Origin of the sequence: Sulfitobacter sp. HI0040, from assembly GCF_001634885.1 — a bacterium.
Classification (GTDB): Bacteria; Pseudomonadota; Alphaproteobacteria; order Rhodobacterales; family Rhodobacteraceae; genus Sulfitobacter.
In genome coordinates this window covers 1-24,051 of the sequence record NZ_LWEX01000416.1, presented here as the reverse complement: position 1 = coordinate 24,051, position 24,051 = coordinate 1, and the positions used below count along the sequence as shown (strand labels likewise).

The 24,051-nt window shown below is 62.0% G+C and carries 25 protein-coding genes; 12 read left to right on the top strand and 13 right to left on the bottom strand.

Translation table 11 applies throughout. The annotated features are described in order from the left end of the window. Positions 1-229: 229 nt before the first annotated feature. From A3728_RS17260 to ubiE, 4 genes are all read right to left on the bottom strand, one after another. Positions 230-484, bottom strand: coding sequence for a hypothetical protein (locus tag A3728_RS17260; RefSeq protein ID WP_067926504.1), 255 nt, complete (start codon positions 482-484; stop codon positions 230-232). After that, complete coding sequence (locus A3728_RS17255; protein ID WP_067926501.1) at positions 471-719, bottom strand: DUF1127 domain-containing protein; 249 nt, start codon at positions 717-719, stop codon at positions 471-473. The genes A3728_RS17260 and A3728_RS17255 overlap by 14 nt, the downstream gene beginning before the upstream one ends. A gap of 202 nt (positions 720-921) precedes the next feature. Continuing rightward, positions 922-2,454, bottom strand: coding sequence for a 2-polyprenylphenol 6-hydroxylase (ubiB, locus tag A3728_RS17250; RefSeq protein ID WP_067926498.1), 1,533 nt, complete (start codon positions 2,452-2,454; stop codon positions 922-924). Continuing rightward, on the bottom strand, positions 2,455-3,207 hold the full coding sequence (gene ubiE, locus A3728_RS17245) for a bifunctional demethylmenaquinone methyltransferase/2-methoxy-6-polyprenyl-1,4-benzoquinol methylase UbiE (RefSeq protein WP_067926495.1): 753 nt from the start codon (positions 3,205-3,207) through the stop codon (positions 2,455-2,457). A gap of 95 nt (positions 3,208-3,302) precedes the next feature. Here ubiE and mutM point away from each other — a divergent pair, with 95 nt between their 5' ends. The 8 genes from mutM to gyrB all read left to right on the top strand — a co-directional run bounded on the left by mutM (position 3,303) and on the right by gyrB (position 12,830). Then, a complete protein-coding gene (gene mutM / locus A3728_RS17240) occupies positions 3,303-4,154 on the top strand; it encodes a bifunctional DNA-formamidopyrimidine glycosylase/DNA-(apurinic or apyrimidinic site) lyase (RefSeq protein ID WP_067926492.1) in 852 nt (283 codons plus the stop codon). A gap of 64 nt (positions 4,155-4,218) precedes the next feature. Next, on the top strand, positions 4,219-4,995 hold the full coding sequence (locus A3728_RS17235) for an enoyl-CoA hydratase (RefSeq protein WP_067926489.1): 777 nt from the start codon (positions 4,219-4,221) through the stop codon (positions 4,993-4,995). A 168-nt stretch (positions 4,996-5,163) separates the two neighbouring features. Further along, positions 5,164-5,433 (top strand): 30S ribosomal protein S20, encoded by a 270-nt coding sequence (gene rpsT, locus A3728_RS17230; RefSeq protein WP_067926486.1) that lies wholly within the window; start codon positions 5,164-5,166, stop codon positions 5,431-5,433. Between the two features lie 500 nt (positions 5,434-5,933). Then, complete coding sequence (gene dnaA / locus A3728_RS17225) at positions 5,934-7,328, top strand: chromosomal replication initiator protein DnaA (RefSeq protein WP_067926483.1); 1,395 nt, start codon at positions 5,934-5,936, stop codon at positions 7,326-7,328. Positions 7,329-7,469: 141 nt separating this feature from the next. After that, positions 7,470-8,588, top strand: coding sequence for a DNA polymerase III subunit beta (gene dnaN / locus A3728_RS17220; RefSeq protein WP_067926480.1), 1,119 nt, complete (start codon positions 7,470-7,472; stop codon positions 8,586-8,588). Positions 8,589-8,622: 34 nt separating this feature from the next. Next, positions 8,623-9,720 (top strand): DNA replication/repair protein RecF, encoded by a 1,098-nt coding sequence (recF, locus tag A3728_RS17215; protein ID WP_067926477.1) that lies wholly within the window; start codon positions 8,623-8,625, stop codon positions 9,718-9,720. Beyond that, the gene (locus A3728_RS17210; RefSeq protein ID WP_067926474.1) at positions 9,717-10,337 is read left to right on the top strand and encodes a LysE family translocator; all 621 of its coding nucleotides are present in this window, start codon (positions 9,717-9,719) and stop codon (positions 10,335-10,337) included. The genes recF and A3728_RS17210 overlap by 4 nt, the downstream gene beginning before the upstream one ends. A gap of 78 nt (positions 10,338-10,415) precedes the next feature. Further along, on the top strand, positions 10,416-12,830 hold the full coding sequence (gene gyrB, locus A3728_RS17205) for a DNA topoisomerase (ATP-hydrolyzing) subunit B (protein WP_067926470.1): 2,415 nt from the start codon (positions 10,416-10,418) through the stop codon (positions 12,828-12,830). A 29-nt stretch (positions 12,831-12,859) separates the two neighbouring features. On the opposite strand, the gene A3728_RS17200 is transcribed toward gyrB, so the two are convergent. Then, on the bottom strand, positions 12,860-13,456 hold the full coding sequence (locus A3728_RS17200; protein ID WP_161487188.1) for a TetR/AcrR family transcriptional regulator: 597 nt from the start codon (positions 13,454-13,456) through the stop codon (positions 12,860-12,862). Positions 13,457-13,575: 119 nt separating this feature from the next. Here A3728_RS17200 and A3728_RS17195 point away from each other — a divergent pair, with 119 nt between their 5' ends. Then, entirely contained in the window at positions 13,576-14,601 is a 1,026-nt protein-coding gene (locus A3728_RS17195; RefSeq protein WP_067926464.1) for an aldo/keto reductase, read from the top strand. Positions 14,602-14,659: 58 nt separating this feature from the next. Further along, the gene (locus A3728_RS17190) at positions 14,660-15,607 is read left to right on the top strand and encodes an SDR family oxidoreductase (protein ID WP_067926461.1); all 948 of its coding nucleotides are present in this window, start codon (positions 14,660-14,662) and stop codon (positions 15,605-15,607) included. Positions 15,608-15,669: 62 nt separating this feature from the next. Here A3728_RS17190 and A3728_RS17185 read toward each other — a convergent pair whose 3' ends face one another. The 3 genes from A3728_RS17185 to A3728_RS17175 are packed head-to-tail and all read right to left on the bottom strand — an operon-like array spanning position 15,670 to position 17,463. Continuing rightward, the gene (locus tag A3728_RS17185; RefSeq protein ID WP_067926458.1) at positions 15,670-16,587 is read right to left on the bottom strand and encodes an MBL fold metallo-hydrolase; all 918 of its coding nucleotides are present in this window, start codon (positions 16,585-16,587) and stop codon (positions 15,670-15,672) included. Continuing rightward, positions 16,587-17,027: a YeeE/YedE family protein gene (locus tag A3728_RS17180; RefSeq protein WP_067926455.1), complete on the bottom strand. Its 441-nt coding sequence runs from the start codon at positions 17,025-17,027 to the stop codon at positions 16,587-16,589. The genes A3728_RS17185 and A3728_RS17180 overlap by 1 nt, the downstream gene beginning before the upstream one ends. Before the next feature lies 1 nt (position 17,028). After that, positions 17,029-17,463, bottom strand: coding sequence for a YeeE/YedE family protein (locus A3728_RS17175; protein ID WP_067926510.1), 435 nt, complete (start codon positions 17,461-17,463; stop codon positions 17,029-17,031). Between the two features lie 91 nt (positions 17,464-17,554). On the opposite strand from A3728_RS17175, the gene A3728_RS17170 reads away from it, so the two are divergent. Beyond that, positions 17,555-17,866 (top strand): ArsR/SmtB family transcription factor, encoded by a 312-nt coding sequence (locus A3728_RS17170; protein ID WP_067926452.1) that lies wholly within the window; start codon positions 17,555-17,557, stop codon positions 17,864-17,866. Positions 17,867-17,899: 33 nt separating this feature from the next. Here the strand turns inward: A3728_RS17170 and A3728_RS17165 are convergent, their stop codons facing one another. The 4 genes from A3728_RS17165 to A3728_RS17150 are packed head-to-tail and all read right to left on the bottom strand — an operon-like array spanning position 17,900 to position 22,530. Beyond that, positions 17,900-18,460: a PqiC family protein gene (locus A3728_RS17165; protein WP_067926448.1), complete on the bottom strand. Its 561-nt coding sequence runs from the start codon at positions 18,458-18,460 to the stop codon at positions 17,900-17,902. A 2-nt stretch (positions 18,461-18,462) separates the two neighbouring features. After that, positions 18,463-21,273 (bottom strand): MlaD family protein, encoded by a 2,811-nt coding sequence (locus A3728_RS17160; RefSeq protein ID WP_067926445.1) that lies wholly within the window; start codon positions 21,271-21,273, stop codon positions 18,463-18,465. Further along, positions 21,266-21,871: a paraquat-inducible protein A gene (locus tag A3728_RS17155; RefSeq protein WP_067926507.1), complete on the bottom strand. Its 606-nt coding sequence runs from the start codon at positions 21,869-21,871 to the stop codon at positions 21,266-21,268. Before A3728_RS17155 ends, A3728_RS17160 begins: the two co-directional genes overlap by 8 nt. 11 nt (positions 21,872-21,882) lie before the next feature. Then, positions 21,883-22,530: a paraquat-inducible protein A gene (locus A3728_RS17150; protein WP_067926442.1), complete on the bottom strand. Its 648-nt coding sequence runs from the start codon at positions 22,528-22,530 to the stop codon at positions 21,883-21,885. Positions 22,531-22,681: 151 nt separating this feature from the next. Here A3728_RS17150 and A3728_RS17145 point away from each other — a divergent pair, with 151 nt between their 5' ends. Next, positions 22,682-23,242: a type 1 glutamine amidotransferase domain-containing protein gene (locus A3728_RS17145; RefSeq protein WP_067926438.1), complete on the top strand. Its 561-nt coding sequence runs from the start codon at positions 22,682-22,684 to the stop codon at positions 23,240-23,242. 2 nt (positions 23,243-23,244) lie between these two features. Here A3728_RS17145 and A3728_RS17140 read toward each other — a convergent pair. Further along, on the bottom strand, positions 23,245-24,051 hold an 807-nt coding region (locus tag A3728_RS17140; RefSeq protein WP_067926434.1), incomplete at its 5' end, for a CaiB/BaiF CoA transferase family protein.

The following is a 24,051-nucleotide window of genomic DNA, read 5'->3' as shown; positions in this document are numbered from 1 at the left end:
TAAGCGTCTTTCCATACCGTGCGCCCTGCGGGGGGGGCACGGGGGGCCGGTCTCCGGGAGGAGGATGGAGACCGGCCCGCGTCGACGGGTTCGGGGAGGAAGCGCCGTCGGATCGGTGCCGGACGGACTCGGGGAGGAGGAGGTCCGGCGCCTGACGCCGCCGCACCCGTTCAGGGGCGGCTGGCGATTAGGTCAGTCCAACACGCAGGTCGGACAAAGGTTTCATCGGTCACAGACCATCGTAACGATAGGTCACCAATTCGCGTGCCCGCTGGGGAATATCGGCGCGTTTCAGCTCGATATTGTTCAGTTCCTGATCGGAAAGGGCGCGCAACGCGGTTTCCATCCGGGCGATCTGCATGCGGTTCACCACAGTACGAAAACCGGTGGCAAAGCGCCGCTTGCCCGCGGAAAGGGTTGCGCCGGCGGCGGCGAAGTTTTCGGCCAGATGCGGCCGGGGGAGGATATTGTCATACTGCTTCATGGCGGGTGTCCTTTGCGAATTCTTCGAGTGCAACGCGCCGGATATGGGCGCGGGGGATGCCGATATCGGCCAGTTCCCGATCAGACAGGACGCGCAGTTCAGCGAGCGTCTGCCGGTACTTCCGGCGGCGTTCCGTTCTGTCCGCCACTGCGGCGCGGATCTGCGCATACCGGGCCCCTACGGTCCCGAGCATGTTTCCAAAGCCACCGGGGGCAGAAGACTGGATCAAAGACATACGGCGTTCCCATGCATTATTGCTGCAACGCAGTAATCGCGCTGCACTGCAGAGGTAGCGCTACCGTGCCCGAGTTTGTACCGGTGGTTTGTGCATAGCTCCCTTGTAAAAATGAGGACCCGGGAGGGGTTGACGGCAAGCGCGTAAGCCCGGTGCCCCGGCTATCCAATCATCTCAAGGATGAAATGCCTTGTAGAGGCAGTCAGCCAAGGTTGCTGAGCGCCAGAACCACGATACCGCCCAGAACCGCCCCGAGCCCCATGGAGCCCGCAAGCCAGCGTTTGCGCAGGCGGTCCGTCCGAGGGCGTTCTTCGGTCTGGCGCATCAGGGCAGCCTCGACCAGTGCGGGCAGACGCGGGCCGAAGCGCGCCAGAACCCGGGCCGTCTGTGAAAGGTCGGACAGCACGGCGCGTGGACCGAGCGATTTGGCGATATAATCGGTGACGATTGGGCTCGCGACCTGCCAGATGTTGATATGCGGGTTGAGCGAGCGTGCCACACCCTCCACGACGACCATGGTCCGTTGAAGCAAAATAAGCTCCGTCCTCGTTTCCATGCCGAACCGTTCCGTGACCTCGAAAAGGTAGGTCAGCAGACGGGCCATCGAGATACGGGTGGCATCCATCCCAAAGATCGGCTCCCCCACGGCGCGCAGGGCGCGGGCGAATTCATCCACATCCTTGTGGGCGGGGACGTATCCGGCCTCGAAATGCACCTTGGCCACGCGAAAGTAATCGCGCCGGATGAAGCCATAAAGGATCTCCGCGTAGACGCGGCGGGTATATTCATCGATATGGCCCATGATCCCGAAATCATAGGCGATGATGTCGCCCTCTGGCGAAACCTTCAGGTTGCCCTGATGCATGTCGGCGTGGAAATAGCCGTCCCGCAGCGCATGCTGGAGAAAGAGTTGCAGCACCCTGTCGCCCAGGGCCACCCGGTCATGCCCGGCCGCGTCGATCGCTGCGTTGTCCCCCATCGGGACGCCATCGGCCCATTCCAGCGTCATGACCCGGCGGGCCGAATATTCCCATTTGATGTCCGGCAGCTTGAGGCCTTCGTCCGCCTTGGTGTTGGCCGCGAATTCGGAAGCCGCAGCGCTTTCAAGGCGCAGGTCCAGCTCACCCCGGACGACGCCGTCGAAATGCTCGATCACCTCCATCGGGCGCAGGCGGCGCGACCCGGGGGAGAAAAGCTCCACCATCCGCGCGGCGAGGTAGAAGGCATCGATATCCTTGCGAAAGGCCCGTTCGATATTGGGCCGCAACACCTTTACGGCCACCTCCTGCCCCGTTTCGGCAATGCGCGCCCGGTGCACCTGCGCGATGGAGGCCGCCGCCACAGGCTCCGAAAATGCCGAGAACATGGCTTCGAGCGGCAGGCCAAGCTCCTTCTCCACCTCGGCCTTCGCCAAATCGACGGAAAAGGGAGGAAGCTTGTCCTGAAGTACACGCAGTTGCACGGCAAGCTCATCGCCTACAACGTCGGGACGGGTGGAAAGCACCTGCCCGAACTTGATGTAGGCCGGGCCCAGCGCCGTCAGCGCGCGGGTGGCGGGCGGCATGGTCGGATCGCCCGCATATCCGAGGTATTTGAACGGCCGCCCCAGCGCCCGTGCCACGAAACGCAGTGCCGGCGTGGCATCAAACGCATCCAGCACCACGTTCATCGCGCCCGTACGTTCCAGCGTGGCGCCCGTACGGATCAGGCGCCAGATGTTATGAGGTCCGCGCATCTAGAGCTTCCAGCCGGAATGAAGTGCAGCGATACCCATGCTGAGGTTGCGATAGCGCGCCTGTTCGAACCCGGCAGCCCGCACCATACCGAGGAAGGTTTCCTGATCGGGGAAATTGCGGATCGATTCCACGAGGTACTGATAGCTGTCGCGATCATTGGCAATTGCCTGACCCAACCGGGGAATGATGTTGAAGCTGTAGAGGTCGTAGGCTTTCTGCATCGCCGGGTTGGGCAACTGGCTGAACTCCAGCACCATGAGCCGCCCGCCGGGGCGCAGAACGCGGAACGCCTCGTTCAGGGCCTCCTGCGGGCGCGTGACGTTCCGGATGCCGAAACTGATGGTGTAGACGTCGAAGCTGTCGTCGGGAAAGGGCAGCGCCATCGCGTCCCCCACCACCCAGTCGAGGCTTTCCGCGAGGTCCTGCGCCTCAGCGCGCTTGCGGCCTTCGACGAGCATGGGTTCGGTCAGGTCCAGCACCGTGGCATGGCCCGAACCGGCACGTTTCAGAAAGCGAAAGGAAATATCGCCCGTGCCCCCTGCAACATCCAGCAGGCGCTGCCCTCGCCGCGGGGCGAGCCAATCCATCATGGCGTCTTTCCAGAGCCGGTGGATGCCAAGGCTCATGGCATCGTTCATCACATCGTACTTGCGCGCGACATCGCTGAACAGGTCCTTGACCTTGCCGGCCTTTTCGCTTTCCAGCACGGTGCGCGCGCCGAAATGAGTGGTCTTGCCGCTGGTATCGCTCATGGTGGGTTGATGTCCTTCGATTTCATCCCTTGTTATAGGATGCGGGCGCGCAGGGGCAATCCGCACCATTCACCACAGAGAGAACCGAGACCACCATGCCTGAACTGCCCGAAGTGGAAACCGTGCGACGGGGTCTCGCCCCGGTCATGGAAGGCACCGTGATCGAACGCGCGGAGGTCAACCGCCCCGATCTGCGCTGGCCCTTCCCCGATGACATGGCGGGCCGGCTGACCGGCCAGCGGGTGGAGCGGCTGCGACGCCGGTCCAAGTACATCCTCGGCGATCTTTCATCGGGTGAAACGCTCCTGATACATCTGGGCATGTCGGGGCGCATGCTGATCTCCGGCGATCCGCTGGGGCAGTTCGTCCATGATCATCCCGCGCCGGAGAAACACGATCATGTGGTGTTCCACCTCGCCAACGGTGCCCGGGTCACGTTCAACGATCCCCGGCGGTTCGGGGCGATGGACCTGATGCGTACCGAAAGCGCGGATACCCACAAGCTGCTGGCGGTGCTAGGGCCCGAACCCTTGGGCAATGCCTTCAACGAAGCCCACCTTGTGGCTGCGCTGAAAGGACGCAACACGCCGATCAAGGCGGCGCTGCTGGATCAGCGCATCGTCGCGGGGCTGGGCAACATCTATGTCTGCGAAGCGCTTTTTCGGGCGGGGATCCACCCTGCCCGCAAGGCGGGGCGCATTTCCTCCACCCGGGTCGCGGCGCTGGTACCGATCATCCGCGACGTGCTGACGGAGGCGATCACCGCGGGGGGATCCTCCCTGCGGGATTTCCGGCAGGCGGACGGGGAACTGGGCTATTTTCAGCACCGTTTCGATGTCTACGGTCGCGAAGGCCAGCCCTGCCGCACCCCCGGCTGTACCGGAACAATCCGAAGAATCGTGCAGTCGGGCCGGTCGTCCTTCTACTGTGCGCTATGTCAAAGATAGCTTGAAACGTCTTCGGCCCGTGATATGCACGGATGCCTGAGCGTAGTGAACGAGGGACAGCCAGATGGCGTATGAAACGATCACACTCGAGGTGGACAACCATGTCGCCCTCATCACGTTGAACCGGCCCGATGCGCTCAATGCGTTGAACGATCAGCTGATGAGCGAACTGGCGGAGGCGCTCAAGAGCAGCCAAGAGAACGAGAAGGTGCGCTGCATCATCGTCACCGGGTCGGAAAAGGCATTCGCCGCCGGGGCCGATATCGCGATGATGCGCGACAAATCCTTTGTCGAAGCTTTTTCCGGTGATCTCTTTACGCCCGAAACGGATCAGATCATGCGGATCCGCAAACCGATCATCGCCGCCGTGTCCGGCTATGCGCTGGGCGGCGGATGCGAACTGGCGATGATGTGCGATTTCATCATCTGCTCGGAAACCGCCAAGTTCGGCCAGCCGGAAATCAACCTCGGCGTCGTGGCGGGCATCGGGGGCACTCAGCGTCTGACCCGGCTGGTGGGGAAATCCAAGGCGATGGACATGAACCTGACGGGCCGGTTCATGGATGCCGCCGAAGCAGAGCGCGCGGGCCTCGTGAGCCGTGTGGTTCCGGTCAAGAAGCTGATGGACGAAGCCATGAGCGCCGCCCAGAAGATCGCCGAGAAATCCATGATCTCCGTCATGGTGGTGAAGGAGGCGGTGAACCGCGCCTATGAGGTGCCGCTGCGCGAGGGGCTGCTTTTTGAACGGCGGATGTTCCATGCCCTCTTCAATACCGAGGACCAGAAGGAAGGCATGTCCGCTTTCCTCGAAAAGCGCGAAGCGCAGTTCCGCGACAAGTAACCATCACCCGGCGGGCTGCTTTGCGGTTTGCAAACCCCGCCGCTCTGGCTTATAGGCCACCCGATACATGCGCGTGCAGCCCGCTCTGGCTAGAATCACCGTCGGTTCATCCGATGCGGGTCGTGTCGCGCGACGTTTGAAATTGATACGAACCCGAAGGCTGATTCCATGGCAAATACGACACAATCCAAAAAGCGCGCGCGCCAGAACGAAAAGCGATTCGCGATCAACAAGGCGCGCCGTTCGCGTATCCGCACCTATCTGCGTCGGGTCGAGGAAGCGATTGCTTCCGGCGACCAGAACGCGGCCCAGGAAGCGCTGCAGGCGGCCCAGCCCGAGCTAATGCGCGGCGTCTCGAAAGGCGTCTTCCACAAGAACACGGCAGCGCGGAAAATGTCCCGCCTTTCCTCACGTGTAAAAGCCCTCGGCACAACCTGAACAAGAATCAGTTAAGTGCTTGAAAATCCCGGGGTGCCGCATTGCGGCACCCTATTTTTATGCGCTGTTGCAATGTTTTGGCCCTCGGAGATTCTTTTCGAGTCAAGTTTGAAGATATGTTGAAGCAGCTAGTAACAAGTTGTTAGGACAGTCCTGCGAGTCACATCGCATGGGGGGACAGGCCCCAGGTTTAAAATCGTCGCGGCGGTTGCAGATCTGGGAGCGTCAAACGGTTTGCTAGGACCGGGTGACGCGATCTGCAAATGGGCTGCTGCCAGTTCATTTGTCCTGTCATCTACAAAATACGGACGGTTGCGTCCGGCGACTGCGCGCTTTGGGACGGGGCACGCTGCGCAATGCAATCGGTTTGGATAGCTCCGAGGGGCATATGGCCGGATACCTGATGGGACCGGGTATGTGGTTTGTTGCCTGTCGGAATGGGATGACGTGCGGGCTGTTTCGGCGATCCGTTCGTGGTGTTGAATGGATGAAGGGCGCATATGACACGGGATCAGTGGGGCGAGATCGGACAAAGACTGCTGAAGACAGTCGGACAAAACAATTACACGACCTGGATCAAACCTCTTGAACCCAAACACGTGGAAGACGGTATCTGCACGCTCGAAGTGCCGACCAATTTCTTCGGCAACTACGTGAGCCAGAATTTCTCTGACCTGATCCTGCATGAAATCAGTGCGATCATGCCCTCGGTGCAACGGCTCAAGTTTGCGCTCGCTCCGCGCACGCCAGTCATGGCGAATGCCGCGGCCGCGGCCCCCGTCGCGCCCCGGTCACAGGCTGCAACCCCGCAGGCGACGGCAACAGCCGCCGCGAAGGGTGCTGCCAATTCGGCCCTCAACACCGCCCCTCTCGATCCGCGCTTTTCCTTCGACAATTTCGTCGTCGGCAAACCCAACGAACTAGCCCATGCCGCCGCCCGCCGGGTGGCCGAAGGTGGGCCGGTCACATTCAACCCGCTGTTCCTTTATGGTGGTGTCGGCCTCGGCAAGACACACCTGATGCATGCGATCGCTCGTGAACTGGGCCAGCGGCAACCGGAAATGAACGTGCTCTATCTTTCCGCCGAGCAGTTCATGTACCGTTTCGTGCAGGCCCTGCGCGATCGGACGATCATGGATTTCAAGGAGCTTTTCCGCTCCGTCGACGTGTTGATGGTGGATGATCTGCAATTCATCGCGGGCAAGGACAGCACGCAGGAAGAATTCTTCCACACCTTCAACGCGCTGGTCGACCAGCACAAGCAGATCATCATTTCGGCCGACCGCGCCCCCGGAGAGATCAAGGACCTTGAAGAGCGTGTGAAATCGCGGCTCCAGTGCGGCCTCGTCGTCGACCTGCACCCGACGGACTACGAACTCCGCCTGGGGATCCTGCAGAGCAAGGTGGAGACCCAGCGCCAGAGCTACCCGTCGCTGGTCATCGAGGACGGTATTCTCGAGTTTCTCGCCCATCGCATCACCTCCAACGTGCGCGTGCTGGAAGGCGCCCTTACCCGACTCTTCGCTTTCGCCTCGCTCGTGGGGCGCGAGATCAACATGGAGCTGACGCAGGACTGTCTCGCCGACGTGCTGCGCGCCTCCGAACGCAAGGTCTCGGTCGAGGAGATCCAGCGCAAGGTGAGCGATCACTACAACATCCGGCTTTCGGATATGATCGGCCCCAAGCGGTTGCGCAGCTATGCGCGCCCCCGGCAGGTGGCGATGTACCTCTGCAAGCACATGACCAGCCGGTCGCTGCCGGAAATCGGGCGGCGTTTCGGCGGGCGGGATCATACCACCGTGATGCACGGTGTCCGCCGGATCGAGGAGCTCAAGCAGACGGACGGGCAGATCGCCGAAGACCTCGAACTGCTCCGCCGCGCGCTGGAATCCTGACGCACAGTTGCAACGGCCGGGCACAGGCCCGGCACGGGCCTTCGGCGGTGCTTGCAATCCGGTCGGCAAAGCAACAAAAGTCTTGTGATAGAGCGGGAACCGGGTAGTTTGCCCGTCCCGGCCTTCCGCAGGAGACAATACATGAAATTCAGCATCGAACGCGCCGACTTGCTCAAGGCAGTGTCGCAGGCGCAATCCGTGGTCGAGCGCCGGAACACCATTCCGATACTCGCCAACGTGCTGATCGAGGCGGACGGCGATAGCGTTTCCTTCCGTGCGACCGATCTTGATATCGAGGTGGTGGACAAGGTCGGCGCGCAGGTGGAACGGGCGGGCGCGACAACCGTATCGGCCACCCTGCTGCATGAGATCGTGCGCAAGCTGCCAGACGGCGCGCTGATCCGGCTGACGTCGGATACCGCAGCCCAGCGCCTGACGGTGGAGGCTGGGCGCTCCAACTTCTCGCTCGCTACCCTGCCACGCGAGGATTTCCCAGTCATGGCGTCCTCGGAATACGCGTCGAACTTCAGTGCCCCGGCCCCGGTGCTGCGGCGCCTCTTCGACAAATCGAAATTCGCGATCTCGACCGAGGAAACGCGCTATTACCTCAACGGGGTTTACATGCATGTGGCCGATGCCAGCGGCGGTCGGGCATTGCGCTGCGTGGCCACCGATGGCCATCGCCTTGCCCGGATCGACGCCGACCTGCCCGAGGGTGCTGCCGACATGCCCGGCGTCATCGTTCCGCGCAAGACGGTCAATGAACTGCGCAAGCTGCTGGATGACGACGAGCTTACGGTGGCGGTCTCCGTCTCGGAAACCAAGGTGCGTTTCGCCACACCCGACATCACCCTTACGTCGAAGGTGATCGACGGGACGTTCCCGGATTACACCCGTGTCATCCCGCAGGGAAACACCCGCAAGATGGAAGTGGACGCGAACGATTTCCAACGCGCGGTCGACCGGGTTGCGACCGTCAGCTCGGAACGGTCACGCGCTGTCAAACTGCAGTTGGACGAAGATCGTCTGATCCTCTCGGTCAATGCCCCAGACAGCGGCGCCGCCGAGGAAGAACTGGCCGTGGCCTACGGGGACGAACGGTTGGAGATCGGCTTCAACGCGAAGTACCTGCTGGAGATCGCCAGCCAGGTGGATCGCGAGAACGCGGTTTTCCTGTTCAACTCCTCCGGCGATCCGACCCTGATGCGCGAAGGCAACGACGAAACGGCTGTCTACGTCGTCATGCCGATGCGCGTCTGAAGTTCCCCAATAGAGCAACCGGGGGGCGCGTGAGATGACCGCCCTTTACCTGTCCGATCTGACACTTTCGCATTTCCGGTCCCACCGCCGGGCGGCGATGAACTGCGATGCACGGTCTGTCGCGCTCTACGGGCCCAATGGCGCCGGAAAGACCAACATACTGGAAGCGGTTTCCCTTTTGTCACCCGGGCGGGGTCTGCGCCGGGCCAGCGCGCTGGACATGAGCCGCCGGCCCGAAGCGCTGGGCTGGAAGATCACGGCGATGCTGCACGGGCCGCAGGGGGCATCTGAGATCGAGACATGGTCGGAAAATGGCGCGGCCCGGCAGTTGCGCATCGACGGCAAGGCGGCGCCCCAGACGATGCTGGGCCGGATATGTCGGGTCCTCTGGCTCATTCCCTCGATGGATAGGCTCTGGATCGAAGGGGCAGAGGGCCGGCGGCGATTTCTCGACCGGATGACGCTCAGCTTCCTGCCTGACCACGCGGACCTTTCGCTCGGCTACGAAAAGGCCATGCGGGAACGGAACCGTTTGCTGAAGGACATGGTGCGGGAACCGTCGTGGTACACCGCGCTTGAAACCCGTCTGGCGGAGACCGGCGCGGCCATTCATGCCAATCGGCTGCATGCGCTGAATGCGATCCGCGATGCGCAGCAGAATGCGGAAACGAGCTTTCCCACCGCTACGCTCGACCTCATCTGCGATATGCCTACCGAGGCGCCGGAATTGCGCCGCGTTCTTGAACAGAACAGGGCGCGCGATCTGGCGGCGGGGCGGACGCTGATCGGACCCCACCGGGCGGATCTTGAAGGCACCTACACGGCCAAGGGCGTGCCCGCGCGAGATTGCTCCACCGGGGAGCAGAAGGCGCTGCTCGTGTCGCTCATCCTCGCGAATGCCCGGGCGCTGGCCGAAGGCTTCGGCGCACCGCCAATCCTGCTGCTGGATGAGGTCGCGGCCCATCTGGACGCGGACCGCCGCGCCGCCCTCTATGCCGAGATCGTGGCACTGGGCAGTCAGGCGTGGATGACAGGCACCGGCCCGGAGCTTTTCGATGCCCTGAACGGCGCGGCCCAGCGTATCGAGGTAACGGAGCGGGACGGCATCTCTGTCGTGGGGCCCGCCGCGTGACGATCACCCTGCCGGATCTGTTGCTCTATTGCGGCGCGCTGGTCGTGTTGTTCCTGACACCCGGACCCGTCTGGCTGGCGATGAGCGCACGATCCCTCTCCGGGGGTTTTGCGGCCGCATGGCCGCTCGCGTTGGGCGTTTCAGTCGGTGACCTCCTCTGGCCTCTGGTGGCGGTGCTGGGGATATCCTGGATATTGTCGGTTTTCGACGTCTTCATGCTGGTGCTGCGCTGGGTGGCCTGCGTGATGTTCATCGGGATGGGGGTGCTGCTGATCCTGCAGGCCCGGCAACGGATCGAGCCGAACGCGCGGCTGACGCGGCCCGGGGTCTGGCCGGGCTTTCTGGCCGGGCTGGTGGCGATCCTCGGCAATCCGAAGGCGATCCTGTTCTACATGGGGGTCCTGCCGGGGTTCTTCGATCTGCGGCACACGACTACCCCGGACGTCGCTGCGATCGTAGCCGTTTCGGTTCTGATTCCGCTTACGGGAAACCTCGTTATCGCTCTGGTCGTGGGCCATTTGCGGGCCCGCATCACCCGCCCGGCAGTGGTATCGCGGATCAATTATATATCCGGCGCTGCATTGATTTTAGTGGGGCTGGCGATCCCGGTGGTGTGACACAAAATCTTGTGTCCGTAGCGTGACAATTCCGGCGGAAACCCCTATAAATCGTGCAGTAAAACAAGGGTCTTCTCAATGTCCGAAAACGTTCAGGCGCCGCAGGAATACGGCGCCGATTCCATTAAGGTTCTCAAAGGCTTGGAAGCCGTGCGCAAGCGGCCCGGCATGTACATCGGGGACACCGACGATGGATCGGGCCTGCACCACATGGTCTACGAAGTCGTCGACAACGGCATCGACGAGGCACTGGCCGGACATGCCGACGCCGTGACCGTCACGATCCACGAAGATTCCTCCGTTTCCGTCAGCGACAACGGCCGCGGCATCCCCGTGGGCATCCATGAGGAAGAAGGCGTTTCCGCCGCCGAAGTGATCATGACCCAGCTGCACGCGGGCGGTAAGTTCGACAGCAATTCCTACAAGGTTTCCGGCGGTCTGCACGGGGTGGGCGTTTCTGTGGTGAACGCCCTTTCCGATTGGCTGGAACTGCGCATCTGGCGCGAGGGCAAGGAGCATGTCGCCCGGTTCGAAGGGGGCTACACGACGGAGCACCTCAAGGTAGTCGGCCCCACCGACCGCACGGGGACCGAAGTGCGCTTCATGGCCTCCACCGATACGTTCTCCAACCTCGATTATTCCTTCGAGACGCTGGAAAAACGCCTGCGCGAACTGGCGTTCCTGAATTCAGGCGTGCGCATCATCCTGCGTGACGAACGGCCCGTCGAAACGCTGGAAACCGAATTGTTCTACGAAGGCGGCGTGAAGGAGTTTGTGAAATACCTCGACCGGCACAAATCCTCCGTCATGCCGGAGCCGATTTTCATCACCGGCGAACGCGACGACATCGGCGTCGAGGTCGCGATGTGGTGGAACGACAGCTACCATGAAAACGTGCTGCCCTTTACCAACAACATCCCCCAGCGGGACGGGGGCACCCATATGGCAGGCTTCCGCGGGGCCCTGACCCGAACGATCAACGCCTATGCCCAGTCAAGCGGCATCGCCAAGAAGGAAAAGGTCAGCTTTACCGGCGACGACGCCCGCGAAGGCCTGACCTGCGTTCTTTCGGTCAAGGTGCCCGATCCGAAGTTCTCCTCCCAGACCAAGGACAAGCTGGTCAGTTCGGAAGTCCGCCCCGCTGTCGAAGGGCTGGTGGGCGAGAAACTGGCCGAATGGTTCGAGGAAAACCCCAACGAAGCCAAGATCGTCGTCGGCAAGATCATCGAAGCGGCGCTGGCACGGGAGGCCGCGCGCAAGGCCCGCGACCTCACTCGGCGGAAGACGGCGATGGACGTCAACTTCCTTGCCGGCAAGCTGAAGGATTGTTCGGAAAAGGATCCATCGAAGACCGAAGTCTTCCTTGTCGAGGGGGACAGCGCCGGGGGTTCGGCCCAGACGGGACGTGACCGGCAGACACAGGCGATCCTGCCGCTGAAGGGCAAGATCCTGAACGTGGAGCGTGCCCGTTTCGACCGGATGCTCGGCAGTCAGGAAATCGGGAACCTTGTCATGGCGCTCGGCACCGGCATCGGCCGGGACGAATTCAACATCGACAAGCTGCGGTACCACAAGATCGTTATCATGACGGACGCCGACGTGGATGGGGCGCATATCCGTACCCTCTTGCTGACCTTCTTCTATCGCCAGATGCCGGAGCTGATCGAAAAGGGGCACCTCTATATCGCGCAGCCGCCGCTCTACAAAGTGACGCGCGGCAAGTCGGAGGTCTATCTGAAGGATCAGGCCGCGATGGAGGATTACCTGATCGGCCAAGGCATCGAAGGCGCGATGCTACGGCAGGGCAACGGGGAAGAGATCAGCGGCCAGGATCTGGCCCGCGTGGTCGATCTGGCCCGGCAGATGCGCCGCGTACTGGAGGCTTTCCCGACGCATTATCCCCGCCATATCCTTGAACAGGCCGCCATTGCCGGGGCCTTCGTTCCGGGGGCGGTGGATGCGAACCTTCAAGGCGTCGCGGACAAGGTCGCCGATCGTCTGAACCTGATCGCGCTTGAATACGAGCAAGGTTGGCAGGGCCGGATCACACAGGATCACGGAATCCGGCTCGCCCGAATCCTGCGCGGGGTCGAAGAGGTGAGAACGCTGGACGGCAAGCTGCTGCGGTCAGGCGAAGCCAAGCGTTCCGGCAGCTTCACCCAGCATCTGCAAGAGGTCTACGACCTGCCCGCAGTGCTCGTCCGGAAGGACCGCAGCCAGTTGATCCACGGCCCGATGGACCTGCTGAACGCCATTCTGGCCGAAGGCGAGAAAGGGCTCTCCCTCCAGCGCTACAAGGGTCTGGGCGAAATGAACCCCGATCAGCTCTGGGAGACCACCCTCGACCCCGACGCCCGGACCCTGTTGCAGGTCAAGGTGGATGACATGGCGGAGGCGGACGATCTCTTCACCAAGCTGATGGGCGACGTGGTCGAACCCCGGCGGGAGTTTATCCAGCAGAATGCCTTGAGTGTGGAGAATCTGGATTTTTGATTCTCCAACCCACCCTCTCAACTAGGCCGTCATGCCCCTGCGCGGTAATGGGCGAGGAACATGTCCACGCAGTCGGCCATGACGGCTTCCGCATCGACATCGGCCTTTTTGCCCAGCAGAAACTCGGGCCACATCAGGAAATGCTTGATCATCGACAGGAGTTGCCCGGCTGCGAAGCCCGGTTCCGCCTGACGCAGCGCTCCGGCCTGCATCGCCTCGCCTATCAGCGTCTGGATCGGGCCGTCCTGCATCTCTGCCTTGGAAAAAAAGGCCTGGGCCAGTTTCTGATCGCGCAACAGCTCTGACATCACGAGGCGGTTCAGGCCCATGTAATGCTCGCCCGACAGGTAATCGATGTAGTCCCGCACCGCCGCGATAAGCTGTTCGCGCAGCGGCTTGCCCGGATCATAGCTCAGCTTGGGCGAGGCAGCGATCTGCTCCAGCAAGATATCTGTGATCGCGGCAAAGAGCACCTCCTTGCTCTCGAAATGCTTGTAGAGCGTGCGCTTGGAGACTTCGGCCAGTTCCGCGATGCGGTTTACCCTCGCGGCAGGAAATCCCTGCTCACGGAACTCTTGGATTGCCGCCTGAAGAATATCTTTTCTTTTCTTATCAGTAAGTTTCACCAGCTTTTCCCTGTTGGATCGGAAAAATGTAAACAATAAGGTTTACAAAATGCCATGGCCTCCCCTATGTAAACACAGCAGTTTACAAACGCAAGCGCCAGGCGCGGAAGGGCATTACCATGAAATATAATCAACTTGGACATTCCGGTCTCTACGTCTCGGAACTGACGCTGGGCACTATGACCTTCGACAACGAAGGCGGCAGCTTCGCCGACCGGATCGGAGCCACGGGGCAGGAACTCGCCACCCGCATGGTCGACCTGTCGATCGAAGCCGGGATCAACATCTTCGACACCGCCAATGTCTACAGCTCGGGCGTCTCGGAAGAGATGCTGGGCAAGGCGCTGGGGTCGCGTCGGCAGGATGTGCTGATCGCGACGAAGGTCTACAACACCACGACCACCGGGCCGAACGATCTGGGTACCAGCCGAAACGCGATCATGCGCGAGGTCGAAGGCAGCCTGAAGCGGCTGGGCACCGATTACATCGACCTCTACCAGGTGCATAACTTTGACGTCACCACGCCGCTGGAGGAGACGCTGCGCGCGCTCGACGACCTCGTGCGGCAGGGCAAGGTGCGCTACATCGGCCTGTCGAACTTCGCCGGCTGGGAAATCGCCAAGGCTGACGGCGTCGCCAAGGTGATGGGAGCGGAGCGGTTCATTTCGTCCCAGTCCTACTACAGCCTCGTCGGGCGAGAGCTGGAACGTGAGATCATCCCGGCCGCCATGGACCTCGGCCTTGGCACCTTCATCTGGAGCCCCCTGGCGGGCGGTTTCCTGAGCGGCAAGTATACCCACGACGGTGAGGCCGAGGGCCGCCGCACGAAGTTCGACTATCCGCAGCTCGACCGAAATCAGGGTTTCGAGGTCATCGACGTGCTGCGGCAGATCGCCGAAGAAAAGGACGCGTCGGTCGCGCAGATCGCGCTGGCCTGGCTCCTGCACAAGCCCGGCGTCACCAGCGCCATTGTTGGCGCGCGCAAGGAGGAGCAACTGATCGACAATCTTGGTGCCGTCGATATCGCGTTGAGCGACGAGGAGATGGCGCAACTGGATGAGGTGAGCGCGCTCAGACCGGAATATCCCGGCAATCTGCCGCCGCTCCGGCGCGGCGAAAGCCTGCTCACCCGGTTTGCGGACTGACTTTCGGCATAGGCACCCGGCCAGCCGCCGGGTGCCGCCTTTACAGAGGATCAGACAGATGGCTGACACGACCTTCGGACCAAAGGGCTGGACGCCCGAGCGCCTCGGCAATCTTGGCGGCAAAACCTACGTCATCACCGGTGCCAACGCGGGCACGGGCTTTCAGGCCGCGCGCATCCTGCTTGCCAAGGGGGCGAAGGTAGTGATGCTGAACCGCAGCGCCGAGAAATCCACCGCCGCCATAGATGATCTTCGTGCGGAGTTCGGCGCGGATGCTGACGTGAACTTTGTGCAAATGGACCTTGCGGAACTCGCCTCTGTACGTGCCGCCGCCGAAGAGGTGCTGAAGAGCGTGCCGCGGATCGACGCGCTGATCTGCAACGCCGCCATCGCACAGGTGCCGACGCAGGAGTTCACCAAGGACGGTTTTGAAAGCCAGCTTGGCACCAACCATTATGGTCACTTTGTCCTCTGCGGAATGCTTTTCGACCGTCTGGAGGAAGCGCAGGGCCGGATCGTCGTTGTCGCCAGCCTCGGCTACAACATGGGGATCAAAACGATCCAGTTTGAAGACATGGACTGGGATCGAAACTACAGCCCCAACCCCGTCTATAGCCAAAGCAAGCTGGCACAGATGATGTTCGCCTACGAGCTTCAGGACCGGATCGCCGCGGCCCACAGGAATGTCGAGGTCTATGTTTGCCACCCCGGCGCCTCCGCCACCTCGCTTATCAGCACCAGCGGGGGGACGATGACGCGCCTTGTCTGGTGGTTCATGACAAAGACGCCCTTTGTGCAGTCCGCCGAAAAGGGCGCCTATCCGGAAGTGATGTGTGCGACCGAGACCGGGTTGGAACAGCGCGCCCTTCATGGCCCCACGGGCCTGATGCAAACCGGCGGACCGGTCGGCAAGGGCACGCTCGAACCGCATGCCCATGACAAAGCGGTCATGGTCCGGCTCTGGAAACGCTCGGAGAACGACACGCGGTTCACCTGGGCGGTCTGAGAACCCGGTAGGAAGCAGGCCATACTGCCCTGCTTCCCACGATCTTCAGGGTTACGTTCCCCTCAATCGAACCGGTTCACCGGCAGCTTGAGGTAATGGTTGCCGTCATCCTCGGCCGGGGGCAGCCGCCCGCCGCGGAGGTTGATCTGCAGGGCGGCGAGGATGCGATTGGGCAGGGACAGCGTCTCGTCCCGCTCATCGCGGATGGCGATCCATTCGTCGCGGTCGGTGCCGTCCTTGACGTGTTTGTTGTTGGCCCTGTGCTCGGCGACGGTGGCCTCCCATTGCGGCTCGTCCCGCCCCTCGGCCCCGTAGTCGTGACCGATATAGAGCCGCGTATTTTCGGGGAGCGACAGGATCTCCTGTATCGAATCCCAAAGCTCGGCAGTGTCGCCGCCCGGGAAGTCGGCGCGGGAGGTGCCGGAATCGGGCTGCATCAGGGTATCGTGGACAAAGGCCGCATCGCCGCAGACATAGGAGATCGACCCCAGCGTATGCCCGGGTGACAAAATGACCCGCATTTTCAGATCGCCCAGCGCGAAGGTTTCACCCTCCTCGAACAGGCGGTCGAAATCCCGCGCGGGATCGAAGGCGTCGGGCAGATTATAGAGATCGGCCCAGATCTTCGCGATATCGGGCACCAGAGCGCCGATCGCATTGGGGGCGCCCGTACGCTCCTTGAGGTGGGCGGAGGCCATGACGTGGTCGGCATGGGGGTGCGTGTCGAGGACCCATTGGACGCTCAGCCCGTTTTCCTTCACCAGATCCAGAACCTGATCCATGCTTTCGGTGGTGAACTTGTAGTTCTTCGGATCGAAATTCCAGACAACGTCGATCAACGCCGCCTTGCGGGTCTTGGGGTCGGCACAGATGTACTGGATAGACCCGGTGTCAGGCTCATAGATGCCCCAGACATCGGGGCTGCCCTCTCCGGTGGAGGGCGAATGGCGGACGACTCGGGAATTGAGGGGTTCGGACATCAGGCTTCTCCTGTCTTTAGGGTTGAAAAGGGATCGGGCGTGCGTTGCGCGAACCACATGCCGATCAACATGAAGGGCACGAAGATCAGCGTGCCGGTCGCCGCTATGGGCAGCGCCGTGAGGGCCGGACCGGGGCAAAAACCGCCGAGGCCCCAGCCTACACCGAAGATACCGGAGCCCGTCATCAGTTTAGGGTCGATATCGCTACGGTCAGGGATCCGGAATTTTGTGTCATAGAACGGGGTGGCGCGTTTGCGGCGAAGCAGGGCGAAACCCGGGGCCGTCACAGCAATGGCACCGCCCATGACAAAGGCGAGGCTGGGATCCCAGGTGCCGAACACATCGAGAAAGTTGAGCACCTTCGCGGGGTCCGACATGCCGGAAATGATGAGGCCAAGGCCGAATATCAGGCCGGAGAGCAGGGCGAATACCTGTTTCATGTCATCCACCCACCATGTGACGGACAACGAATACAGTGATCGCAGCCGTGGCCATGAATGTCACCGTCGCAACGATGGACCTGCCCGACCCACGCGAAATGCCGCAAACGCCGTGACCGGAGGTGCAGCCGTTGCCGAAAACCGAACCGAAACCCACCAGCAACCCGGCTGCCGCCATGACCAGCACGCCGGACGGTACCGTCTGCGTCGGCCAGTTTCCCGACACCAGCAGCCAGAGCGGCGCCGCCAACAGGAGGCCCAGCACGAATAGCGCAGAAACGCCCCGGGCCTCTCCGTCAGCCTTGGCGGCGAAAATGCGGGAGGTCAGACCACTGATGCCCGCGATCCTGCCGTTTGTCGCCATGAGAAGCACTGCGGCGGCCCCGATCAGCATGCCGCCCCCCAGTGACAGCCAAGGGGTAAATTCCGTTTCCATCATCGCCTCCGCTTTTGCGCGGGCATATCTCCCGCTTGTTCATCCTTAGCTCTCGATATATTCTACCGACAGAATATTCAATGGTGCGAATATGAATAAGGGTGACGATATTCTGGAAGGCGACATCGGGGCCGCGGCCGATCTGATGAAAATGCTCGCTTCCGAAGCGCGCCTGCAAATCCTCTGCAGGCTCGTGGATGGGGAACGTTCCGTGGGTGATCTGGCGGAGGCATGTGGCATGGCACAGCCGACGATGTCACAGCAGTTGCGCCGGCTGAAGGATGCCGGTCTGGTGGACTCCTCCCGCAGGGGGCAGACGATCCTCTACCGGATCAAGGGCGACGAGGTTCAGGCCGTGCTGCATACGCTGCACAGGCTCTATTGCGCCCAGCCTGAAGGCTGAACGCCACTGCCGCAGAATATTTCGCGGATCGCCTCAGCGCAGGCCGTTACGCGCGATGAAAATCGAAAGGTCGAGGATCAGGCGCCCGCGCGCCGCCGCGATGGCATTGGGGCCCCCGTCGGGATTGAACGGTACCGACAGATCGAACAGGCCCGAGCGTTCGCGCCCCTCCCCGCCTGATACGAAATACTGGCCCGATGTGCGGAATGTGCCCTGTTCAGACGCCACCAACTCGCTGAACCGCACCTCCAACCGGGCTTCGGGAAAGTCTTCGAACGGCCAGGGTTCCGACGCGATATTGCGGCGGGTCAACCGGGCGAGGTTCTGGCTCAGCTCCAGTGCGATGGACCGTTCCGGGGAATCCGCCCAGAGCACATCCGAAGAACTGATAAGCACGCCACTGCGGGTCTGCAGATGAATTTCATCCGCCGCCGCGTAGGACGGCAGGGAAACATCGCGCACCTCGACCGAGGCAAAGGAAATCGGCACGCTGTCCGTGATGGCAGGGGGCCGGACCGCGAAGCGTTCCGCTTCGCTACAGGCCGCCACGAAGAAAACCAGTCCGATCGCAGCGAAGAAACGTGCAAATGTCATGTTTACCGTCCGAGCAAGAGGGAGTTGGGGTTACGTTCAATGGTCCGGGCCAGAGATGCAAGCGCATCCGCAGCCTTTTGGATGTCACGCAGCGTTTCCCGTGCGGACCGGCTGAGTTCGGCGCCCTGATCGTAGCCTTCGATCGTGCGGCTGGCCTGCGCGAAAAGCGCTGTCAGGCGTTCGACGATCTGCGGCAGGCTGCCGGCGGATGCGGCGATGCTGTCTGCAGCGGTACGGGCGGAATCCAGCGTGCGGTTCACGTTTTCCACCGCGCCGCCTTCGCGCAGTTCCAGCAGCGTCAGGTTCACCTCGTCCAGCGCGTTCTTGAGCGCACCAGGCAGGGCGACCGCATCCTCGGTACTGACGATGGCATCCGCTGAACGGGTGAGTTCGGTGAGTTCCGCCAGCAGCTCCTCTACCGCAAGGCTTTCGGCCTTGGCAGCGATGGCCTGAATACGCTCCACAAGCTCCGGTACGCCATCGACAGACGATGTCACCGACGCGGCGGCGTTTGCAGCTTCGTCCAGCACAGCGTTCAGACGGGCGGTAATCTCCGGCAGTTCATTGCTGCTGTTGGCGATATTGGCCGCAGCGGTACGGGCCGAGGCGAGCGTCTGATTGATGTCGCGCACCGCGCCTCCGTCACGCAGTTCCTTGAGTGTGCCGTTGATCTGATCGATCGCCTCCTTCAGCGACTCGGGCAGAGCGACGGCAGCTTCGCTCGCCAGCACGGCATCCGCGGAACGGACGAGATCCGTGACCTCTGCCAGCAGTTCTTCGACCTGCAGCGATTCAGCCTTGGCGGCGACGTTTTCGATCCGCTCCACAAGCGCGGGAACCCCTTCGACCGACGAATTGATTGAGCCGACCGCCTCAGCCGCGGTATCCAGCACGTCATTCAGGCGCGCGGTCAGGTCCGGCAGCGATTGCGTGGTGATCACGACATTGTCTGCCGCCTGCCGCGCCGCCGCGAGGGTGCCGTTGATATTGTCCACCGCCCCGCCTTCGCGCAGATCGGTCAACGTTCCCGTCACCTCTTCGATCGCAGTGCGCAGGGACGCAGGCAGCGCGACCGCCGCCTCAGATGCGAGGATGGTATCCAGCGATTCCACAAGGCCCACGGCGGCGGTTATCAGCTCTTCCACGTTGAGCGCTTCGGCCTTGGCCGCCACCCCTTGCAGGTTCTCGACCAGTTCCGGCACGCCTTCCACGGAGTTACCGACGTTCTCTGCCGCTGCCATGGCCGCATCGATGGCGGACACCAGCCGCTGGGCAAGCCGTTCTTCCTCCAACTGGGTGACGAGTTGCTCGACCCGGGTAAGCGTGGCGTTGAGCGACACGGGAACGTTCTGCACTTCCTGCGAATTGACCAGACCGGACAGATCCCCCAACAGGGTCCGCACGTCTTGTGGCGTTTCGCGCAGGTTCTCGTCCGAAATCAGGCGATCCGCGGAGTTCAGGAAGCCGATGGCGCTGTTCAAAAGCTCTTCGATCGGCAGGTTGTTGATCCGGGTAAAGACCCCTTCGACCGTGGCCGCAGCGTCGGAAGTTTCGCTTTCCGTCGTGGGCAGCACCGGCAATTCGTTGGGCAGATTGCTGATCCGGGCGGGTTCGGGGTTTTCCACGTCCACGAGTTCGACCTTCAGCCCCCCCGTCAGCAGGCTAGCAGAGGCAAGGCGCGCGCGCAGGCCGTTGGCCACCCGTTCTTCAAGGAAGGCGAGCGCCGACCCGGCCGTTACCTCCCCCGGAAGGCCGAGGCGCGCGGGCTGTATGGCGATGGTGGCGTTGAGACGCACGCGGCTGTCGCCGAACTGGTTGTAATCCACGATGCCCGACAGGGTTTCGACCCTGCCGATGTTGAGACCGCTAAGCTCCACCGGGGCCCCGACAGACAGACCCGATACGTTGTCATCGAAGATAATCGCAAGCTCCAGCGGTTCCACTTCGGAGGCGTTGAAGACCGAGGAGCGCGCGGCTTCCTTCGTTGCGTAGATATCGAAAATCATTCCGTCCTGAACGCGGTCACCGCCGGAAACGAAAGTGTCAAAGGTGATACCGCCGCCCAGCAGGGTCGCGAGCGAGGAAAAATCGATCTCCGCACCGGCGGTTCCAAGCGAAACGCTGAAACCCGAAGTGTCCCAGAACCGGGTGGATTGGTTGATGAGGTCGCGGTGCTCTTCGAAAATAAGCGCCTCGGCGATGGCGAACTTGCCCCCCGGGGCGATCTTGGCCCGCCCCACGCGACCGACTTCGATGCCCTTGAAGAGGATCGGCGCGTTATCCGTCAACTGGCCTGTCGCCGTGCTGCGGAAGGCGATCTGCAGCCCGGATTGGCCGGGGCGGATCAGGGGCGCACCGCTCGACCCCTGAAAGCGGTACTGCACCTGGCCCGGGTCATCGTCCCACGATCCTTCGATGTAGACACCGCTCAAAACGGTGCTCAGGCCTGATACGCCTTGCAAGGTGACTTCCGGCTCGACGATCCAGAACACGGCTGAACTGTCTATGAAGGGCGCGACGGCCTTGTCCACCCGGACGGTCGCGACCACCTTGCCCAGCCCTTCGGTGAAGCCGACGTTTTCGACCCGCCCGACGGTAATGTTGCGGTATTTCAGCTCGGTCTGGCCGGCGGCGATACCCGCGCCGCTTTCGAACTCGATCTTGATCTCCGGACCGCGCTCATTGTAGGAGCGCCACGCGACGGCGAGGGCTACGACGAGGGCCAGCAGCGGGATAAGCCAGACGATGGATGCTCCGCTGAAAAACGCTTTGCGTGCGGGCGTCACCGAAACTTCGGGTGGGGTTTCACTCATCTTTCTTGGCATCCTCATCGCGGGTCCGGACATCCCATATCATGCGGGAGTCGAAGGCTTGGGCCGACAGCATCGTGAATATCACCGACAGGGCAAAGAAAAAGCTTGCCGTTCCGGGTGTTATCGATGCCAGTGTTCTGAGTTGCACCAGTGATGACAGGATCGCAACTACAAAGATGTCGATCATGGACCAGCGGCCAATGTATTCGACGATTTCATACATCAACTGGCGCGAATGACTGGATGCCGCGGTGCGGGTTTTGACGCTGATGGCGAGAAAGGCAATGGCCCAGAATTTTGCCAGCGGGATCACCACCGAAGCGAACAGGATGATGAAGGCGATGCCCCATGATCCATATTCGGCAAGCTCCACCGCGCCCCCGATGATCGTGCTTTCTTCTTTCACGAAAAGGGTCTGTGTGCGCAGCATCGGGTAGGCATTGGCGGGCACATAGCAAATCACGCCCATCAGCCAGTAGGCCCAGACGCGCTGCAGGCTATCGGTATCCCGCGAAACCAGCGTGTTGCCGCAGCGCCCACAGACGGTCCGGCCAAGCGGCCAGGCGCGCGAGCAGCGTGTACAGGCCACAACGCCCATTTCACGCGCGGTCACGATCTTTTCGGATGTTCCAGCGCGTTCCATACAGACCATCTACACAAAAAACTGTCCTGCGCCACGAGCAGAACCACGAGAGCGCCGAACATCCAGAAAGCGGGCCCAAAGGCCACATTCGCCAAATCCGCTATCTTCACCAGCGCGACAGCGCAGCCCAGCGCGAAGATCTCGGCCATGGACCATGGTCGCATCGCTTCGGACAGGCGGAAGGCGGCCATGGCATGAGGGGCGGGCGGCCTGTCGAAAACCAGCGGAACCAGCACGTAAAGCGTCAGCAGCACCCGCGCGAGCGGCACGAAAATGATCAGCGCCGCGGTCGCGAGCGACAGGACGATCAGCGGCCCGCCGCCAAAGGCCAGCGCGGCATCCATGATCGAAACCGCGTTCCGGTTCCCCGCGGCGTCGATTTCCAGAAACGGGAAATAGGCGGCTCCGAGAATGAGGATGAGCACAGACAGCGCGATGGCGATGATCCGCAGCCCCGCATTGCGCCGCGGAGAGATCAGGACCGTGTGACAGCGCTGGCAGACCGCCCGTTCGCCATGCTGGGGCTTCTTCAGCCGATAGGCTGCGTCGCACTGGGGGCAAACGATGAGTTCCGGCAGCGGAACATCGGTATCGGGGGCGGCGGGCGCGGTCATAACGTCTTTTATTTTATTGTCCTGAAAAGGGGAATCACATTCTTGCGCTGCGACGATCCGCGCATGGGGGGCGGTGCGTTCCACCGCTGGAACATTGACCGGATCGACGTGTTGGGACTGCACAGATGTAATGATTAACCGGAGGTTCAAGATGACACATATGACTGACGCAAAGATCCTCATTCTCGCGACCGATGGGTTCGAACAATCCGAACTCCTGCGCCCCCTCGATGACCTCAAGGCAAATGGCGCGACCGTCCATGTCGCCACGCCCGACGGTGAAGCGATCACCGGCTGGGATGAAAACGACTGGGGCAAGGAAGTAGCCGCCGATCTGAAGCTGACGGACGTCAAGGTGGAGGACTACCACGCCATCGTCCTGCCCGGCGGTCAGATCAATCCGGACGTTCTGCGCCAGAATGAAGACGCTGTCGCGCTGATCAAATCCTTTGCGGATGCGGGCAAGACCGTTGCCGCGATCTGCCACGCGCCGTGGCTGTTGATCGAAGCGGGCATTATCGAAGGTCGCAAGGCCACTTCGTACCCTTCCATCGCAACCGATCTGAAGAATGCAGGCGCGAAGTGGGAAGACAGCGAAGTCGTCGTAGATCAGGGCATCATCACAAGCCGATCGCCCGACGACCTGGAAGCCTTCGTCAACAAGATCGTCGAAGAAGTTCGCGAAGGGAAGCACGACCGGGCGGCTGCTTGACCCTATGACTGCCGGTCAGCCGGCAAAGCGCTGATCTGATCTAAGAGGTCCTCGTCGAAGTTGATTTCGGCGAGGACCTCTTTCGTATCACCGCCCGGGGGTCGTGGAGCCGCCGGTTCAGCGCAGGGCGTTCCGGAAAAGCGCGGTGCAGGCATGGCCTGTAGTGGCACGTCCGCGTCAGTGAGAAATACTTCACGGGCAGCGTTCTGGGGGTGCCGGGGCGCTTCGGCAAAGCTCAGCACCGGGGCCACGCAGGCATCTGTTCCCGCGAAATGCTCTGCCCATTCATCCCGTGTTCTGGTCAGAAAGAGGTCCGCGAATTCGCGCGTGCGGCTGGGCCATGTCTTTGTGTCGTTCTGGGTCTGCGCCAGATCGGCGGGCAGACCCAGCCGGTCGAGCAGGATGGCGTAGAACTGCGGCTCCAGCGCGCCGACAGAGATATATCGCCCGTCGGCACAGGCATAGCAGCGATAGAACGGCGCGGCCCCATCCAGCCAGTTGGCGCCACGCTCTTCCGTCCATGTACCACGGGCCAGCATCGAATGGATCAGCCCCATCATCGCGGGCACGCCTTCGATCATCGCGGCGTCCACAACCTGCCCCTTGCCGGTCGTTCCCCGGGCGAAAAGCGCCGAAAGGATCCCGAAAAGCAGGAACATTGTGCCCCCACCATAATCCGCCACGAGGTTGAGCGGGGGAACCGGCGGGCGCCCCGCCTCCCCCATGGCGTGCAGCGCGCCGGTGATCGCCAGATAGTTGATGTCATGCCCCGCCGTCTGCGCCCATGGGCCGTCCTGCCCCCATCCTGT

What these genes read in the sequence shown, in the direction of transcription:
- A3728_RS17260 (WP_067926504.1), bottom strand. Translation starts at nt 484, where the DNA reads ATGAAGCAGTATGACAATATCCTCCCCCGGCCGCATCTGGCCGAAAAC.
- A3728_RS17255 (WP_067926501.1), bottom strand. Translation starts at nt 719, where the DNA reads ATGTCTTTGATCCAGTCTTCTGCCCCCGGTGGCTTTGGAAACATGCTC.
- ubiB (WP_067926498.1), bottom strand. Translation starts at nt 2,454, where the DNA reads ATGCGCGGACCTCATAACATCTGGCGCCTGATCCGTACGGGCGCCACG.
- ubiE (WP_067926495.1), bottom strand. Translation starts at nt 3,207, where the DNA reads ATGAGCGATACCAGCGGCAAGACCACTCATTTCGGCGCGCGCACCGTG.
- mutM (WP_067926492.1), top strand. Translation starts at nt 3,303, where the DNA reads ATGCCTGAACTGCCCGAAGTGGAAACCGTGCGACGGGGTCTCGCCCCG.
- A3728_RS17235 (WP_067926489.1), top strand. Translation starts at nt 4,219, where the DNA reads ATGGCGTATGAAACGATCACACTCGAGGTGGACAACCATGTCGCCCTC.
- rpsT (WP_067926486.1), top strand. Translation starts at nt 5,164, where the DNA reads ATGGCAAATACGACACAATCCAAAAAGCGCGCGCGCCAGAACGAAAAG.
- dnaA (WP_067926483.1), top strand. Translation starts at nt 5,934, where the DNA reads ATGACACGGGATCAGTGGGGCGAGATCGGACAAAGACTGCTGAAGACA.
- dnaN (WP_067926480.1), top strand. Translation starts at nt 7,470, where the DNA reads ATGAAATTCAGCATCGAACGCGCCGACTTGCTCAAGGCAGTGTCGCAG.
- recF (WP_067926477.1), top strand. Translation starts at nt 8,623, where the DNA reads ATGACCGCCCTTTACCTGTCCGATCTGACACTTTCGCATTTCCGGTCC.
- gyrB (WP_067926470.1), top strand. Translation starts at nt 10,416, where the DNA reads ATGTCCGAAAACGTTCAGGCGCCGCAGGAATACGGCGCCGATTCCATT.
- A3728_RS17195 (WP_067926464.1), top strand. Translation starts at nt 13,576, where the DNA reads ATGAAATATAATCAACTTGGACATTCCGGTCTCTACGTCTCGGAACTG.
- A3728_RS17190 (WP_067926461.1), top strand. Translation starts at nt 14,660, where the DNA reads ATGGCTGACACGACCTTCGGACCAAAGGGCTGGACGCCCGAGCGCCTC.
- A3728_RS17185 (WP_067926458.1), bottom strand. Translation starts at nt 16,587, where the DNA reads ATGTCCGAACCCCTCAATTCCCGAGTCGTCCGCCATTCGCCCTCCACC.
- A3728_RS17180 (WP_067926455.1), bottom strand. Translation starts at nt 17,027, where the DNA reads ATGAAACAGGTATTCGCCCTGCTCTCCGGCCTGATATTCGGCCTTGGC.
- A3728_RS17175 (WP_067926510.1), bottom strand. Translation starts at nt 17,463, where the DNA reads ATGGAAACGGAATTTACCCCTTGGCTGTCACTGGGGGGCGGCATGCTG.
- A3728_RS17170 (WP_067926452.1), top strand. Translation starts at nt 17,555, where the DNA reads ATGAATAAGGGTGACGATATTCTGGAAGGCGACATCGGGGCCGCGGCC.
- A3728_RS17165 (WP_067926448.1), bottom strand. Translation starts at nt 18,460, where the DNA reads ATGACATTTGCACGTTTCTTCGCTGCGATCGGACTGGTTTTCTTCGTG.
- A3728_RS17160 (WP_067926445.1), bottom strand. Translation starts at nt 21,273, where the DNA reads ATGAGTGAAACCCCACCCGAAGTTTCGGTGACGCCCGCACGCAAAGCG.
- A3728_RS17155 (WP_067926507.1), bottom strand. Translation starts at nt 21,871, where the DNA reads ATGGGCGTTGTGGCCTGTACACGCTGCTCGCGCGCCTGGCCGCTTGGC.
- A3728_RS17150 (WP_067926442.1), bottom strand. Translation starts at nt 22,530, where the DNA reads ATGACCGCGCCCGCCGCCCCCGATACCGATGTTCCGCTGCCGGAACTC.
- A3728_RS17145 (WP_067926438.1), top strand. Translation starts at nt 22,682, where the DNA reads ATGACACATATGACTGACGCAAAGATCCTCATTCTCGCGACCGATGGG.